The following is a 16,425-nucleotide window of genomic DNA, read 5'->3' as shown; positions in this document are numbered from 1 at the left end:
AGCTCAATGCACAGTTTGTTCCAACAGTGTAAAACTGAATGCTGCTCGGCGCTATAGCCTGATGGCCCAATACTGGTGACAGTTTGGGCCAGTGCCCACTCCTAGCTCTGCCCATCCTTGGTGCGGCTGCGCTGACGCTCCGGCGGCGGAGCACCAACATGAGGCACGTTGCGTTGCCGCGCCAGTTCTATCTGCTTTTGGCGATCGCGAAAACGCTGCCGTTGCTCGTCAGTGAGCGTGTCATGGCACGCGGGGCAACTTACCCCCTCTTCATATTTATCGCTCTGCCGGTCGGCATCGGTAATGGGCCAGCGGCAACCGTGGCACAGTGCGTATTCACCCGGCTCCAGGCCTTGTTTCACAGATACTCTGTTATCAAACACAAAACACTCGCCCTGCCAAAGGCTATCGGGCTGGTCGACCTCCTCCAGGTATTTGAGAATGCCGCCCTCCAGGTGATAGACCTCTTCAAACCCTTCGCGTTTCATAAACGCTGAGGCCTTTTCACAACGAATGCCGCCGGTGCAAAACATGGCAACTTTTTTGTGCTTGGCGGGGTTGTAGTTCTGACGTACATATTCCGGAAATTGGCGGAAGCTCTCGGTTTTCGGGTCTACAGCCCCCTTAAAGGTGCCAATCTCCACTTCGTAGTCGTTGCGCGTATCGATCAGTACCACATCGGGGTCAGAAATTAAGGCGTTCCAATCTTTTGGCTTTACGTAGGTGCCCACGACTTCGTTCGGGTCGATGCCGTCGATCCCCATGGTAACGATTTCTTTCTTCAGCTTTACCTTCATACGGTAAAAGGGTTGGCTGCTATCGAAGGACTCTTTATGGCTGAGATCTGCCAACCTGGGGTCAGCTTTCAGATAGGCCAATAGACTATCGATGGCCTCGCGGCTGCCTGCGACGGTACCGTTAATGCCCTCTTCGGCCAGCAGCAATGTGCCGCGAATATTCTGGGCAAGGCAATGGTCAAGCAATGGCTCTCTCAGTTCGTGAAAGTCTGGCAGGCTGACAAACTTATACAGCGCCGCTACAACAATGTTTGACATATCAGCCCTTGGCCTCCTTTTTACTGCCACCGAGGCACTGCGGCGAATCGGGAACCGCTGCCGTTTTTTCCTGCCATTCCTCAGGGCTAAACAGGTGAAGGGCCAGCGCATGTACCGGTCCAGCTAATTCCTCGGCAAGTGCAGCGTAGACGGCCTGGTGTCTGGCCACTCGCCGCTTACCGCTAAAGCCCTCGGCAACAATGACAAGCTTAAAGTGAGTTTCAGAGTCTTTGGGCACGCTGTGCATATGACTTTCATTGGTCACTTCAAAGTGAGTCGGCGACAAGGCATCTGTAATTTTGTCGCGAATGGCCTGTTCAATGTGCATGGTGCTCTACTCCTGCTAAATCCTCGCCCATTATACACCGCGAGCACGCCGTGCTGCGGCGACAGCATCGGCAGCCCAAAGAATTAATTCGTCGGCCTCATCAATGAGTTCCTCCGGTGCAAGCCGGTAGCTAAGTTCAACCCATTGATGTCGGCGTTGGTATCGAAACGGCGGCAAATCGCGCTGTTCATAGTTGCCGGTATTGTGTGAATCCACCTTGAAATACAGCTGCTCATCAGCGATCAGCGCGAACATCAGTCCGTCGCAAAAGATGCCGTAGCCGCCAAACATACGCCGCGCGCTAACTGCGCCCAGCGGCTGTAACTGCTCCAACAGGTAGGAAATACCTTCATCCACAGGGCGCCGCCTCAATTAACGCCAGTCGCTCGGCCAGCAAATCTGCGTTGGCAGCGAGTCCCCAGCGCATATAACCGTGTTCGCCACAGCGATAAACCCGGCACAGTAGTCCCTGCTTCAGGGCCTGCATCGCCCACTTTTCCGCCTGCCCCAGCGGCATTTTTAGCGTGGTAAATAGCGGCGTCACCGCACAGTGCTCGACGTCGCGCCCAAAGCAGCGCAGCAGCTGTTGCGCCTGTTGGTGGGCGGCAAGCGGCAATTGCTGCCTCATCGTTTCCTGCCATTCACGGTCGGCGAATAACTGCTGGCCAATCAGCTGCGCGGCATGATTAACCGACCAGGGCCCAAGTTGCTCGCGCAAGCGGATAATCGTCTCTGGGTGACTCAGCACGGCGCCCAGACGCAGCCCGGGCAAACCAAAGAACTTTCCTACCGAGCGCAGCAGCACAACGCGCTTATCGGCCAACAAGGCATTGGCCTGATAGGCCGGCACACAATCCACATAGGCTTGATCAATTACCAGGCAACCCTCTGGCGGCAGTAGCGCCAACCACTGCGCGACAACGGTGACCGGGAGTTGCTGGCCATCGGGATTATTGGGGCTGATCAGCACTAAATACTGAATATCTTGCTCGCGAATTTGCGCGGCCACTGCCTCGCTGCTGTAGTCGCTGAAAAACCGGCAGTGATGCCCCCCCAGCTGCCAGCGGTAGGCGTGTTCTTCGTAGGCCACAGCGGGCAACAGCACATTGCCCTGGGGGTATAACTGCGGCAGCAACTGAATTACCGGTTGGCTGCCACCACACAGCAACAACTGCGCAACATCAACCTGGTAATAGGCCGCTGCCGACGCCTGTAATGCGGGGTTTTCATAGGGCAATTCCGTAAAGCAATGGCTCGGCAGGGCCGGAACAGGCCATGGCCAGGGGTTGATCCCGGTGGCCAGATTTAACAAGGGCCTCGGCATACCTTCGGGGTAGTGAAGCTCATTGGGGTCGCCACCGTGGCGAGGCGGCACGATTCGCTCGCTCATAGTAATGCTCCCACCAATGCACTGAGCAACCACACCGCGCAAACCGTATCCACTAAACGCACACTCCGCCGCACATCCCCCGGCTGGGGCAGGCGACCTGCGCCCAGCGTCGCGCGCTGTTGCTGCTGCCCATGGTAATTGGCGGCGCCTCCGACAGTGATGCCTAAAGCGGCGGCACCACTGGCCATTACCGCGCCGGCGTTAATGCTCTTCCAGCGCCACCCCTGAAAAACCAGGCAGCGAATCGCGCTCGCAGAGAAAGACACCAGCGCAAAGCTCAGCGCGGTGAGCTGAGCGGGAATAAAATTCAACACATCATCGCAGCGCGCCGCCACGCGGCCGAACAAATTAAAACGCGCATTGCGGTAGCCCCACATCGCATCCAGGGTATTGCTCAAACGGTGCACAAGCACCCCGCAAGGGCCCGCCACGGCAAACCAAAACAGCGAGGCAAACAGCGCATCACTGCTATTTTCCAACGTCGTCTCGATGCTGGCACTGAGCACCTGGGCGTCGTTGAGCTCTGCCGTGTCCCGGCTGACTATGTATGACAAAGCCTGCCTGGCACCGGGAAGATCACGCTGTTCTAACGCCGTTAAAATCGGCTGCACATGCTCGCGCATACTCTGCCAGCCGACGGCCAAATACAAAATGACCACGGACAACAGCGCCTCCAGCAAAGGGGAGAATTCGCTCAGCACAACACTGATGCCATAGAGCATAAGCACCGGAGGCAGCACCGCGACGGTGTATGCCAGAGCACCTGCCCACAATTTGAGGGAGCCACTGCCCCGATTTAGCCTGGCCTCCAGATAATGCGCAAATCTGCCAAAGCCAACCAGTGGGTGGCAGCGACGCGGCTCGCCCAATACACGATCGGCAAGCAATGCAAGCAGAGCGAGTACTGCGGTGGGTATAGTGAGTTCTGTCATGGTATTGGCGAGCTGCGCGGGCACAGCCATGATCTCAGGTGAGTCGATGCAAGGGGCGGGACTGTAATCAAGGGGCAATCGGCGGTCAAGGTTGGCGCGGTTATTCGCCCTGCAAGCGGTAGAATTCGACGGCGTTTTCCCACAACACACAGCGCGCATCGCTATCGCCAAGTGCATTGCCGATGATCTCAATATCTATTGGATTAAATGGCCTAGGCGAGCGCGTTGAAGGTAGGTCAGTGCCGAACATCAAGGCCTTTGGGTTAATGCTATGGAGGCGTTTGACGACCTGACTGACAGCGAAGTCGACCCGTCCAAAGCCCGTTGCCTTGACCTTGACGCCCTTCTCAACCAAACGATACAGCAGCGGCAACCCGGCCTTACTCAAGCCCAGGTGATCAATGCTTACCGCCGGCAGTGCGCACAGCGACGTTTCCAATTCTTCCAGTGCTGCGCTGTCGCAGTAGATTTCCGTGTGCCAACCCAATAGCTCGTGCACCCGATTCGCAAACGAAAACAGGTGCTGCACCGACTCCGAACCCCCGCGCCGCAAATTAAAACGAACGGCGCGAACCCGCTGGCGGTCGAGTGCCACCAAAGTATCATCGGGGGTGTCATGGGGCAGCTGGCTAACGCCCACAAAGTGCGGGCCGAGGCTGGCGAGCGCGGCTTGCAGGTAGGACTGATCAAAGCTCTGAAATGACCCTGACACCACTGCCCCGCCGGCAATGCCGAGGTCAGCGGTCTGGTGGATGTAGTCGTCGACAGTAAACGCCGACGGCAGAAAGCCCTGGTTGCTGGTCAATGGGTAAGCGGGATCGATGATGTGCAAATGTGCATCGAAAATAAGATGGTCCATTGCCACTCCGCTCCAACGTTGGGTCGCTGCTCAGGGCCGTGAAGATGCCCGGCGGGCTTGATCAAAAATCATACAGCGCATCCAACATGGCAGATGAATAGCCACTTTGCAAACCTCAGTGCGCAGTAGCCAGCTGTGACTTAGCCGCGATCCACTGAGACATATACTGATGACTGCGCAGGCTGTGGTGGCGAAGCATGGCACCGATGAAATTGCCCTGGCGATGAACAGCCAGCTCGCCAGATAGCCGACCAATACGCGACCGAAGTGCTTGGCTTGGCTCTGCGGACGTAAACGGCGCCAGGCAGCGCACAGCGCGCTCTTGGGCACTGCGCCAGTTCGATTCATCGCGGTATAGCGACACCGCTGCCTCAATCAACGCCTGCGGCGAATCCGCAACCACCCCGCCCCAGTTGGCTGGCGTATCCACCATCCCCTCCGCACCAATGCTTGTGGTTATCGAGGGAGTTGCCTGCTCCATCGCCTCCAGCAGCTTGCCCTTTTGCCCGGCCCCAAAGCGCAGAGGCGCGATACAAACGCGGGCCTGTCGCATCACGGCGGCGGCATCTTTGGCCCACCCTTTCAGCAAAAAACCCTGTTTTTCACTGTGCAATTGCTGCGCTTTTGGCGGCGGGTACGCCCCGTACACATGACACTGCGCCGATGGCAGTTGTCGGCGTATCTCGGGCCACAATTCGCTGCGTAAATAACGCAGGCTGTCCCAGTTTGGCTCGTGTCGAAAATTGCCAATACAGATAAAGTGGCGCCGCTGCGCGTAAGGCAGCGGCGACGCCGTTCCACCTCCACTGCTAAAAGGCAGGTGATGCAGCAGCTCGGCACTAACACCGTAGTGGGACTGCAGCAGCGATATCTCAGCAGTAGAAATCATCAAGCTCAGGTCGCATCGCCATATGGATGCCAACTCGCGCAGCGCCAGCTCACTACTCAGTAACTCGCTATCGGGCCGCATGGTGTTCTGCCCGCGCTTGAGCGCCTGATGGCGGGCGTCGCGCAGGCAGTGAAGATCCTGAGTGTCGAGTATGCACATCGCCTGAGGGCACTCTTTGGCCACCCGCCAGGAAAATTGCTCCTCGGTGAGAAAGCGGTCAAACACAACCAGGTCTGGCTGCATTTTTCTTAGCAATTGATTGAAGCTATCGCAATTTAGCCGAATCTCGACCTCATCCACCGCGATGTCGCTAAGCGGGTAGCGGTGTTCAGACAGTGCCGCCGCACAGGCAAACGTCACCCGGCCGCCAGCGGCTTGCAGACAGCGAATCAGTGACAGTGTGCGCCGCCCCGCCGCAGACGAATTTGGCTCGGGCCAAACGTGGCCGATATATAAAATGTTCTCAGGGGCGCTCAATATCGCCTTCCTTCAGATGGCTAGTCAAAATCGCTGTACGGAATGGGAGGCTCAGGCGGCGTGTAAATGGGCTGCCAGCGATCATCGAACTGGTACTTCACATACAGCGATGCATGATTGGGCTCGTAGAAATCAGCTCGATAAATATCCGCTGCCAAGCCGATATACCAGTGGCGACTCACGCGCCGCTCTATCGCCGCTTCCAAAAAATACCCGGGGCCACCGCCAGCGCCGCCGCCAGTGGCGAGCTCATACAAAGGGTCCTCATCGCTCTGCGAGAACGACACGGCTCCGCCGAGCAAGTAAGACCAGTGTTCACCAACGCGACCGAAGTAGCGCACCGGTATGGACAGCGATACGTACTGCTGCGGGCTGTAATAGGCACCGTGTTGCAAGCTGTATTCACTCAGGTTCTTATCGTAGCTCAACCACATGGCATTGAGGCCGATACGCAGGTTGCGGTTCTCCTCGGCGATAATACGACGGTAGACGCCCCCCAACAGCCCAAGCCGCTGGTTGTCGGCGACATCGTCGCCATGCAATTGATGAACCTGCGCGCTCGACCAGTAGCCGTAGCGGCCGCCCTGGTCATAGTTCAAACCGAATTTAATGCCGCTGCGCAGCACCCCGCCCCACTCCTTACCAGCCCCGGTGGCGCCGCTTGGAACCGTCATACCCGCGTAGGACAGCGCCGTGCCGGTTTCGGGTCGTCGAGACGCCGTGGCAGACCAGCCGAACTTACCCAGTTTGCCGCGAATCGACGCGCCCCCCACCCAGTCTTGTTTGGTAAAACCCAGTGGCGTGGTGCCGATATCCACTTGCCAGTTGCGCGCCTGCCACCCGACACCAACGGCGGTGCCGCTTGCCGATTCCTCAAAGGGTATGCGCGTGATGCCTGGCGGGGTATTGCCATCGGGGTCGAGATAGTCAACCTTCCCGGAATCGATGGACACACGATCGACACGCAGTAGCGCGTGTCCATCGTAGCGGGGAAAGGGCCAGCGCAACTCAATCGGAATTTGCTGCAAGCCAGTTCCGGAACGACGCTGGGTGAGGTCTATGCCCGCTTTAATGTATCCCGACTGCCGTTCGCGCAGCTCGTCAATGGCGGCCACCACACTGTTACCCAGCCAGTATTCGCGGTCGGCGTTGTCATACAGTTGTCGGCGTGCGTCTTCAGACAGCGCCGTATCAACGGGCTGCCCCTGCGCACGCTGCAAGGCGGCGTAGGCATAACGCTGCGCCGCCGACCAATCTTTTGCCGCAATGGCCTGCTGCATCGCCGTGCGCAACTGCTGATCGCTAACGTCGCCGCGCTTGGGCAACAGTGCCAGCCACTGCTCGCTTAATGCTGGTTTTCCATACTGGCTTTGCAGCGTCGCCGCCTCTAACACCTGCTCACCCATCAACCGTGCTCGCATTGAAAACAGCGCTTCCTGATGCTGCGCAAAGGCGCGTTGATCGCCAGATTTACCGCTCAAGCTCAACAGGGCCAGCAATGCCTGGGGGCGGTGTTCACCGTGAATATCAGCGGCATCGCTATAGTAGCGGCGGGCTAGAATAGCCTTGTCACGCTCAGCGAAGTACTGCCCTTTTGCCATCGCATAGCGCGCTGATAAGGCTTCCAACTCGGCATCACTCAAGCCGTTTGCATTCGCCTCGGTACGCAGTGGCCGATACCACCGTTCAAAGGCGTTGAGGTCGCCCATCTCCAACCAGAGCAAAGCCACACGTTGCTGCCTCTCGATACTCTGGGAGCTCATAGGCAACAGCGGCTCAATCAGTGCGCGAGCGCGCTCTTCCTCGCCCTCTTGCCACCACATTTCCGCCAGACTGAGCTGGGTATCGGCATCATCGCGATAGCGCTCTTCCAGCGCCTGCAGGCTTTGCAATCGGCCCTGACGGTCATCGACAGGCAAGCCTGCCACCGCTTGCGCAAACTCCAGACGCAATAAATTGCTGCGCATGGCATTGCTGCGGCGCGCCCTGGGAATCGAGCGCAGCTGTTCTATGGCCAGGCCAGGCCGCCCTCTGGCTGACAGGTATAAGGCGTAGGCGAAAACGCCTTCAGCATCGCCGCTAACCCCAGGCGTTTTGGCCATATATTGGTCAGCACGCTCGCTATCGCCAAGTTCGATCATGGCCTCTGCGGCATCAAGCCGCTGCCACGGTGAAAGCGGCGGATAGCGCAATAGTTCCTCAAGTGCCGACGACACCGCCGCGCTATCTCCCGATGCACGGGCACGCGCCAATTGCTCAACACTTTGCTCGCGCAGCCACGCTCGCCGCAACGGTGCGACACGAGCGCGCTGCGCCGCGCTGTAACGCCGGTAAACCTGCTCAGCTTGTTGCGGGCCACGCCACTGGCGGTGGAGCTGAATTCGCCCCCACAATGCATCCTGGTTATCGGCTTCACGCGACAGTGCCTGGCGGTAGAAGGCGTCTGCACCGGAAAAATCGCCCTCTCTGCGCGCCAGCTCAGCCAAGCCAATCAATGGCTCGACTTCACTACCCTGAATTGCCAATGCGTCGTAAAAGGCTTTGCGCGCACTGGCAAATTGCCCGGCTTCCAGAAGCGCTTCGCCACGACGAAGTGCGCGCCAATATGCCGCAGTATCTATCAGGGAACGCCAACGCGATTGCTGGTCGGGATCGCGGTTGACGCGTTCCGCATCGCGAAAGTAATTCAGTGCCTGTTGGTGCTCGCCGCGCCGCAAATAGACAAGCCCCAAGCCACCCAGTACTTCGGGGTCGTTGGGGCGGCCGTTCAGGGCGTAGCGCAATTTGCGCTCTGCCCCGACGAGCTTGCCCGCCTCCAGTAATGCTAAGCCCTGGCTGCGCGCGCGGTAGTGAGGGTCGCGCATTAAACGGCGCTCCTCCTGCCGCATCTCCAATGCCAGCGCTTTGGCCTGTACCGCTGCTATATTGTCGGGAAATCGCTCGGCCAACAGGGTATGTGTGCGTATACGGCTCGGCCCGATGGGCTGCTCAGCAAGGGCCGCAAGCCAACGTTGCACCGCTTGTTGAGCGAGTGAGGGGTCATCGAGCAAATCGCGTAATATACGCTGACCAGCCTGGCTACCCGGATTCTGCGAGAGCAATTGATCTGCCAGCGCTAAGCGCAATGGCGCTACGTTGGGGTACTTGTCGTTCAGCGCGCGGAGCCGGCGTATAACGACGGGCCTTTTTCCGTCGACTCGCGCCAGTATCTGCAGATACTCCAATTCACTGGATAGCAACACAAAGCCGCGAGGGTAAAGCTGTATGAGTTGTTGCGCCGCTTCCTTTACCCGACCGGTTTTCGCCAGCAGAGTCACCTGCTGCATCGCTGATTTTTTGTAGCTGTGCCGAGCGAGGTAATCGGTAAGCTGCAAAAATGTCTGCGTTTCACCAAAACGCGCTTTCAACTCCGAAAGCATGCGCTCTGCGTCCTCAACATTGCCGTCGCGAACCGCAAGCCACACTCGGTACACATAAGCGCTTTGTGCATCTGGGTTGATCACATCCAAGCGCTGCAACTTGGCTCTGACCAAGTCATCCCGGCCCAGTAACTGCGACTCAATCAGCTGTATTTCGATGCTTCTTTGTAAGGACTCATCCACCGTCAGCGAATCAGTGCGCCCTCCGGTGACGATGATGTCGGCCGTCGTCGCGCCCTCATCTGCCTCACGCAAATTCAGTGGATCGCGCTGCCACAACAATACGCCCACCGCGCACACCAATATAAGCCAGAGCAGGCCTGCGCGGTTCATGAACACCCCGCTTGCCAATTTGGCTGCACCGCGCCACTAGCCGAAAACCGCAGCCGACCCGTCATCCATGCGTCAGCAAATAAATCCAATACCCGATTGTAATAATCACGCTGGCCAAGGCTGTCGCTATTGGTTCTGCCATTGCGGACACGTTGCTGCTGCGCTTCCAGTAGCGTCGTTTTGCCGCTGTTCGACAGCATCGGTAATAGTGCGGCAGAGAAGCCCCATGGGCCGTTGCCGCGCGCCGTTGCACTGCCAACATTGACCACCTCGGGAACATTTTCGCGCTCTTGGGTAAGCGCCAGCATCACGTCAAAGTGATCGCGCAATGCCGCTGCCGCCCTCGCCTCTGGGTGCAACATGCCCACCCAGAGATACACGCGTATCGCGTCATAACTACCCCGTTGCCCGCTTTTGGGGTCTTGTCGCCACGCGCCCTGGCGCCAGGCCACCCAGTCGGGGCTCAAGCCATTTGCCGCCGTGTCGCGCAGCAAGTCGGGCAAAGCAGCGGCCAACTCCGGCCAAACGGAGTTGGGCTGCAGCTCAGCAAAGCGGCTAAAGATCTGCGGCATCCAATAACTCGGATTGAGCCGCAATGTATTGTCGCTGACAAAACCCTCAGGCGCCGGCATTAGCACCCTGCCAACGGTGTCGATGACGCGCGTTTCCTGCTCGGCGATATGCCTGGCTAGAAAATACCCCTGCGAGCGATAGTGGTGATCCCCCCAGAGGCGGCCCGCCTCAGCAAGGGAGTAGGCGATCCAGGTGTCGGAGTCTGCCGCTGAGTTGGCATCCAGCACTGCCCCGCCACCTTCCTGTGAGCGCCCCCACAACCAGGCGGGCAAATGAGTGCTTAAATCGCCCTTGGCAAGGTGTCTCTCTGTCCAGGTGTGGAGGTTTGCAAAGCGCTCCCGGTCGTTTGCCAACAGGGCAAAAAACATCGCGTAGGACTGGCCCTCAGAGGTCGTAATCTGGCGCGGGTCACTGCCATCAATAACCCGGCCATTCTCTATATACTGCTCTGCGAAACGCTGCCATGCGGGCCAGCTACACTCCGCCCACAGCACGCTCGGGAACATGGCCAGCAATAGTGCCAAACACCGACGAATCACTCGTCCCCCTGTTGCAGGCGGCGGCGCGCCACACCACTGAGTAAGCGCCAAAGCACCACGGCCAACATCAATACCACGATGATGCTGATAATACCTAGCAGCATTGGATAGCGAGAGAAGTGGTACCAGATAAGGTCCCAAACGCGCAGTTTACCGACATAGTATTTATCGCCGACATTGAAGCTCGCTTGCCCTCCTTCTCGAAATACCACCACCGAGCCATACATCTCGGCAATTTTTCCGCTATCTGCCAGCGCCTCTCGCACCAAGGCCATATCACTCGGGTGTGCAGCGAGCACGGCAACAACACTTCTGTCGTCGTTATAGGGAGAGCGCATCCCTAGCAGCGCCGCAAAGGGCCCACTGGCGCGCACTTCCACTTCCGCTGTTGCCGATGCCAGTGTTGGCGCCGCCCCGGCCCAGGTATCGCTTTCAGACACGATATTTTTGCGCGGTTTCTGCAACATGCGCTCGCTGCGATCAAACAATAACGGTAAATCCTCACCGCCTTGTGCAAGCTGACCGTTGGCGGCAATCAATAGCACATCCCGATCCTTTAATGCGGCTTCCTGCCAATCGTCATACAAGGCCATTGCCAACGCCGGGTAACCGGAACTGGCTCCCGCAAAGCCCATTAGCTGCAGGTAGGTTTGGATAATCTCTTTGTTCTTGCTGTCGGGCAGCAGCACAGCCGTTTCTGACAGGTCGGCCATACGCGTAAAGGGATAGGCGGCGTTAGCGAACGCACGCAGATTGGGCATCTCGATGTAGTGCGCGAAGCCGGTAAAATCAACGGTTGAATCGGCATCGACAACAGCGTAGCGCTGGGCGGGCGCCAAGCTTTTACACTCGCCACTATTGATACCGGCAAAATCAAACTTAAACTCCAGCTGATTGCGGCTGCCGACCTTGAAGGCCGGAATACGCAGGCGCTGATTGGCCGATAAGAAGCCATCGTTCAGCAAAGGCACACGGAAGCGCTTGGCCTCACCGGAGAACCCTTTGCGAGTTAGGTTAAACGCCTCAATAAACTGTTCATTAATGCTCAGGCTCATTTGCGAGCCACTGCCATCTTCAACCGGAGGCGAATATCGGTAATCCAATTCTACGGGAATGCCGCGGCTGCGCCAGGTGAACAGATCGGGCGGAAGCTGGAAGCCCACCCTCACTGGTGGCGGTGTGCGACCTTCGACTTGCAGTTGGTTGAGGTTATCAACCAGCTCGCCAAAGCGAACGGGGCGATCGGTGGGCAGCCAATTCGGCGCATCGTAGGGCTTTCTTGGCTCGCTTTGCACCGCCCGTTGAATCTCTGCGACAGGCCCGGATAACAGCTCACTGCCCAGCACCAAGCCCCGTGCCGCCTGAACCAAATCGGCATCATCGCGCCCCTGGATCAACAACAACTTGGCTGCGGGGTTCTCAGGGTGGCTGATCATTTGCAGGGTCGGCGCGCTGACAGGAGGGAAATCCTGCAACGCTTTCGGACGCTGTGTATTGGTCATAAACACCAAGGCGTGCTGCCTAGGCAGGCGCTCCGTTTCCACCGGGAAGCTCGCCCCGCGCCAGCTTGCAAGTGCCCCAAACCAGGATGTCACAATACCCGCTGCGTGCAGCCTTTCCAGGCTACCGCCACCAGTGAGCACTACCGGTAATTGCAGGGCGCGGTAATCTCGCCGATCGAAAAATGGCGCCGGCAATTGCTGCAGGTTGTTGGCAACGGGCAGCACGCGGCTGACCGTTCGCAGGCGGGTGTCACCGGTTAACTCTGCCCAAATGCTTGGGCTATCGGGGCTGTAACACTCTTCTGGTGGTTGCCCGACCAGTTGCACACGCACTTGGTTAAAGTCAGCTAAGTAGCGCGTGTTCAGCGGAATACTCACCTTTTGCTGCAAGCGTTTTTCAGGATCAACGGCCACCGCCGACATAAACTCGCCGTTCAAATACACCTTCAGGTGCGATAAATGGGGCACCAATGACGGTGAAAATGAAAAGCCCAAATCCAGCGTGGCTTCTTCAACGAGCTCGTCCAACCGTGAGCCAAAGCTGAGTCCAGCCGAACTTTCACTACCGCGCAGTAATACGCTCTGCGGAAAGCCCAACTCAGTCAACGAGTAATCATAGCGTCTCAGCTCTTCAGCCTGTCGCCACTCGGAGGGCGCTGGCATCAGTTGCTCAGCCCACGTCGGCATACACACTGCCCATAGCAGCAACAGCAGCCATCGACAGGTGTTACTTGCTCTCAGTGTCTTGTCACGCTGACTCATGCTTCTTCCACCCTAATTAAAATTGGCTGAGGGCGAAGACTCTTCGCCATCCCCACCAGCGCATTAATTGTAGTCAGTAACTGGGGAAGCGGCCGCGGCCCCGCCCTCAGTAAACGTCGATAGCCCTGTATGCTGATGCTCATTACCGCTGCCATACTGGTCAGGGGTTTATCGACGCTCATATTTTGTTTCCAGCTCACCCAGTTATCAGCGCGCGCAAATGTGCACTGCACATAATTCACCATGCTGCTTGGAGACTGATCACACAGACGCAAGCCGACAACCTCTCGCCCTTTAAACACTGTCGTCATGGCGAAACTGTATTCCCTGCCCGCGCGATCCATAATGACATTCACTTGCTGCCCCACTTGCTCTGCAGCATATGGAGATAGCTCAACCCGCGCACCGCTTAAGGAAAAGTCTACCAATTGCGCGTGCAACAAATGCCCACTTGGCAACTCCAGCGCTACAGGAAATCTCACCTGCACGCGATGGTCGCTGCGCAGCTGTTTCGCTTCGGCGGCAACGGCCACAGCGCCGCCCAGGATCAATAAGTTGTAAACCACCCAGAACAGATTGAGTAAGACCGCACTGATCTCATTACTCGGCCCCGCATACAAACGCCACAAGCCAACCAAAAAACCAAAGGCGTTGAGTAGCACCAGCAAGATATACGGCCGGGACATAACCCAGTCGAAATATTTTTCGTGGATCAGCCCGCCTTTAGCGGTGACATTAAAGGTGCCCTTGTGTGGCGCAAACAGCGCCACCGTGGTCGGCCTGGCAATGTACCAAGACAACACCGTTTCGTAGACTTCCCCCCAAAAAGAGTGCCGATATCGACCCTGGATTTTGGCGTTTACCACCGAGGAATACAGCATATGGGGCAACACATACAGGAAAATCATGATGGCGGGCGCGTAGATAATATAAGTATGCAGCAGCAAAAACGCGAGCGGCGCCAACAGGAATACTAAGCGGGGAATGCCGGATAGAAAGTGCAACATCGCATTGAAGTAACACAGGCGCTGTCGCAGCTTTAAGCCGGGACCCCGCAGGGGGTTATCCAGTCTAAGAATCTGCGCCATGCCCCGCGCCCAGCGAATACGTTGACCGATGTGGGCAGAGAGCGTTTCCGTCGCCAACCCGGCCGCCAGCGGCGCGCGTATGTAAGCGGAGTTGTAGCCAAGCCGGTGCAGCCGCAGCGAGGTGTGGGCGTCTTCGGTGACAGTCTCAACCGCAACACCACCAATTTCCTCCAGCGGGCCACGGCGAATAATCGCGCAGGAACCACAGAAAAACGTGCCGTTCCACAGGTCGTTGCCATTTTGTATCAGGCCGTAAAACAAGCCGCCCTCATTGGGCACTTTTCTGAAGTTGCTGAGGTTTCTCTCAAAGGGATCCGGTGAGAAAAAATGGTGGGGAGTCTGTACCAGCGCCAGCTTAGGATCACCTAAAAACCAACCCATCGACAGCTGCAAAAAGGCGCGGGTGGGAATATGGTCGCAGTCAAATATCGCAACGTACTCGCCGCGCGACTGTTTTAAAGCGTTGTTGATGTTCCCCGCCTTCGCATGGCGATTATCATCGCGGGTAATGTAGTGCACGCCCACGTCGCGGGCGAAATCGCGGAAGTCATCCCGCCGGCCGTCATCTAAGAGGTAAATTTCCAGCTTGTCTTTGGGCCAATCCAAACCCTGGCAAGCGTAAATTGTTGCCCTCACAACCTCCAGGTCTTCGTTGTAACTCGGCACAAAGATATCTACCGATGGCCAGTCGGCGGTATCTTTAGGCAATGATTTTGCCGGTCGGTTGAGCGGCCAGATATTCTGAAAATAGCCGAGTAATAACACCAGCCAGGCATAGAGTTCAGCGAGTAAAAGTACGATGCCAAGTGCAAGACCGAGAGGGTCATCAAAGTTCAGCGTTGAGCTGCAGCGCCACCAGATATAGCGGCAGGAGATCAACAGCGACAGTACGATCATCAGCATCTGCGGGAAACGACCGGGCAAACGGTTGAACACCAGTAGAATGCCAAACAGCGCCGTTGCGAAAACAAACTGGGCCAGCGGATCAAGGGGGACGGTAATACACAGCACTGCCAGCACGGCCGCAAGCGCAATCGTTAGTGGTTGGCGATGGCGCCTGGCAACATTGGCATCTCGCGTTTGCCAGAATGACGGCTGAAGCCAAGTCTTGTTTGCCAGCCCCTGCAAACGGCCCTTGGCCCCGCCGACCGCATACCGTAACCGCCGTGGGAGTCCCCTTGTACGACTTTTTTGCGGCGGCGTGCGCATAAAGAAGAGCCAGAAAATCTGCACAACTATGCGCAGCGGGTCGAGCAGCTGGGGACGAATTAAGGAAATATGAGGAAAAAACACTTCTGGCAGTCGCCAACTTTCGCAACCCGCAATTCGGTTGCGTAAAAACAGCGCCGAAAAGAGCAACCAACTGACTAACACACACTTTCCGGGCAGCGACACGACCTTAACACCGGCGTAGTACCGGTATCGCGCCCGCAAAATAGATGAAAAGTCCTCCTTCATTCTACTCGACTCTGAAACTCGCTCTGGCACCAGAGCGCAAGGCTCTGAAAGTCCTGAGCCGCTTGGCTATCCGGCGCGCGGGCAATAACCGATGCTAATTCGGCCTGGGCCTCGGCGATGATCAGGTCTTCATGCACCACACCCGGCACCATTTGCTCTTCGAAATCATCGGCGATCAGGTTGGCAATGGCACTGGCCAGGGCCTGAGCTGGCTGCAAACGGTTGATGAGTATTCGATAATTCGACGCAGGCCAATGCCCCGCATCTTGCTTTAACAAGGCGTAACTCGCGGCATCCGGTGCTGCGACGTATAGGGTCAGGTCTACATTGGGCAGCGAGTAATGCGGCAGGGAGCGCGACGTCGGGCCATCAATCAATACGCAGTCCAGCGGCAGTGAGGCCAGATCCGCTACAACGGCGTGCAATGGCGATTGACCTGCCACCAGTGTTGGAAAAAAGCGCGATAGCTCATCGGCATCGAGCTCGCCGAAGGGCAATACCCAGCGCCCATCGTCATGCTGCAGTGTTGCCTCTTTCCAGGAAGCACCCTCTAGGCTTGCCTTCGCCCATCCCACCTTTTCTTCGGGGTTTACCGCCAGGGCCAAACGCAGCATATTGTCGACGTTGGCATCGATGCACAAACACCGCAGTCCTTGCTGCTGAAGGGCAGCCGATAGATTCGCCACGACTGCTGTCGTGCCAACACCGCCGTGCATACCACTTACCGTAATCGTCAACATAGTACTGTGCGTTCCACAACGTAGGCCACTACGTAAGTCGCAAGGCTAGTCACAACGTAAGCCACTGGGTGAGTTTCAAGC

Annotated in this window: 12 protein-coding genes; all 12 read right to left on the bottom strand. The window is 57.4% G+C overall.

The genetic code is table 11. The annotated features are described in order from the left end of the window. Positions 1-101 precede the first annotated feature (101 nt). The 12 genes from trhO to bcsQ all read right to left on the bottom strand — a co-directional run bounded on the left by trhO (position 102) and on the right by bcsQ (position 16,344). On the bottom strand, positions 102-1,055 hold the full coding sequence (gene trhO / locus AC2Q8J_RS00315) for an oxygen-dependent tRNA uridine(34) hydroxylase TrhO (protein ID WP_486451859.1): 954 nt from the start codon (positions 1,053-1,055) through the stop codon (positions 102-104). A gap of 1 nt (position 1,056) precedes the next feature. Next, positions 1,057-1,383, bottom strand: coding sequence for a BolA family protein (locus AC2Q8J_RS00310; RefSeq protein WP_204995833.1), 327 nt, complete (start codon positions 1,381-1,383; stop codon positions 1,057-1,059). Between the two features lie 30 nt (positions 1,384-1,413). Beyond that, a complete protein-coding gene (locus AC2Q8J_RS00305; protein WP_286695784.1) occupies positions 1,414-1,740 on the bottom strand; it encodes a TfoX/Sxy family protein in 327 nt (108 codons plus the stop codon). After that, a complete protein-coding gene (locus AC2Q8J_RS00300) occupies positions 1,733-2,773 on the bottom strand; it encodes an aminotransferase class I/II-fold pyridoxal phosphate-dependent enzyme (RefSeq protein WP_486451858.1) in 1,041 nt (346 codons plus the stop codon). The genes AC2Q8J_RS00305 and AC2Q8J_RS00300 overlap by 8 nt, the downstream gene beginning before the upstream one ends. Continuing rightward, positions 2,770-3,705 carry an adenosylcobinamide-phosphate synthase CbiB gene (cbiB, locus tag AC2Q8J_RS00295; RefSeq protein WP_286695786.1) on the bottom strand — a complete coding sequence of 312 codons (936 nt, stop codon included), beginning with the start codon at positions 3,703-3,705 and terminating at the stop codon, positions 2,770-2,772. The genes AC2Q8J_RS00300 and cbiB overlap by 4 nt, the downstream gene beginning before the upstream one ends. Before the next feature lie 100 nt (positions 3,706-3,805). After that, entirely contained in the window at positions 3,806-4,564 is a 759-nt protein-coding gene (locus tag AC2Q8J_RS00290; protein WP_486451857.1) for an amidohydrolase family protein, read from the bottom strand. Between the two features lie 115 nt (positions 4,565-4,679). Then, positions 4,680-5,930: a glycosyltransferase family 4 protein gene (locus AC2Q8J_RS00285; RefSeq protein ID WP_486451856.1), complete on the bottom strand. Its 1,251-nt coding sequence runs from the start codon at positions 5,928-5,930 to the stop codon at positions 4,680-4,682. A 20-nt stretch (positions 5,931-5,950) separates the two neighbouring features. Further along, complete coding sequence (locus tag AC2Q8J_RS00280; protein ID WP_486451855.1) at positions 5,951-9,682, bottom strand: cellulose synthase subunit BcsC-related outer membrane protein; 3,732 nt, start codon at positions 9,680-9,682, stop codon at positions 5,951-5,953. Then, the gene (gene bcsZ / locus AC2Q8J_RS00275; RefSeq protein WP_486451854.1) at positions 9,679-10,794 is read right to left on the bottom strand and encodes a cellulose synthase complex periplasmic endoglucanase BcsZ; all 1,116 of its coding nucleotides are present in this window, start codon (positions 10,792-10,794) and stop codon (positions 9,679-9,681) included. The genes AC2Q8J_RS00280 and bcsZ overlap by 4 nt, the downstream gene beginning before the upstream one ends. Next, complete coding sequence (bcsB, locus tag AC2Q8J_RS00270; protein WP_486451853.1) at positions 10,791-13,058, bottom strand: cellulose biosynthesis cyclic di-GMP-binding regulatory protein BcsB; 2,268 nt, start codon at positions 13,056-13,058, stop codon at positions 10,791-10,793. Before bcsB ends, bcsZ begins: the two co-directional genes overlap by 4 nt. Continuing rightward, positions 13,055-15,604 carry a UDP-forming cellulose synthase catalytic subunit gene (gene bcsA, locus AC2Q8J_RS00265; protein WP_486451852.1) on the bottom strand — a complete coding sequence of 850 codons (2,550 nt, stop codon included), beginning with the start codon at positions 15,602-15,604 and terminating at the stop codon, positions 13,055-13,057. Before bcsA ends, bcsB begins: the two co-directional genes overlap by 4 nt. Then, positions 15,601-16,344, bottom strand: a complete 744-nt coding sequence (bcsQ, locus tag AC2Q8J_RS00260; protein WP_288364491.1) for a cellulose biosynthesis protein BcsQ — start codon at positions 16,342-16,344, stop codon at positions 15,601-15,603. The genes bcsA and bcsQ overlap by 4 nt, the downstream gene beginning before the upstream one ends. Between the last annotated feature and the right edge of the window lie 81 nt (positions 16,345-16,425).

The sequence above is a fragment of the Spongiibacter sp. C9W genome (genome assembly GCF_057370015.1).
Note: the sequence above shows the minus strand (reverse complement) of the source record. Positions and strands in the feature narration are given on the sequence as shown.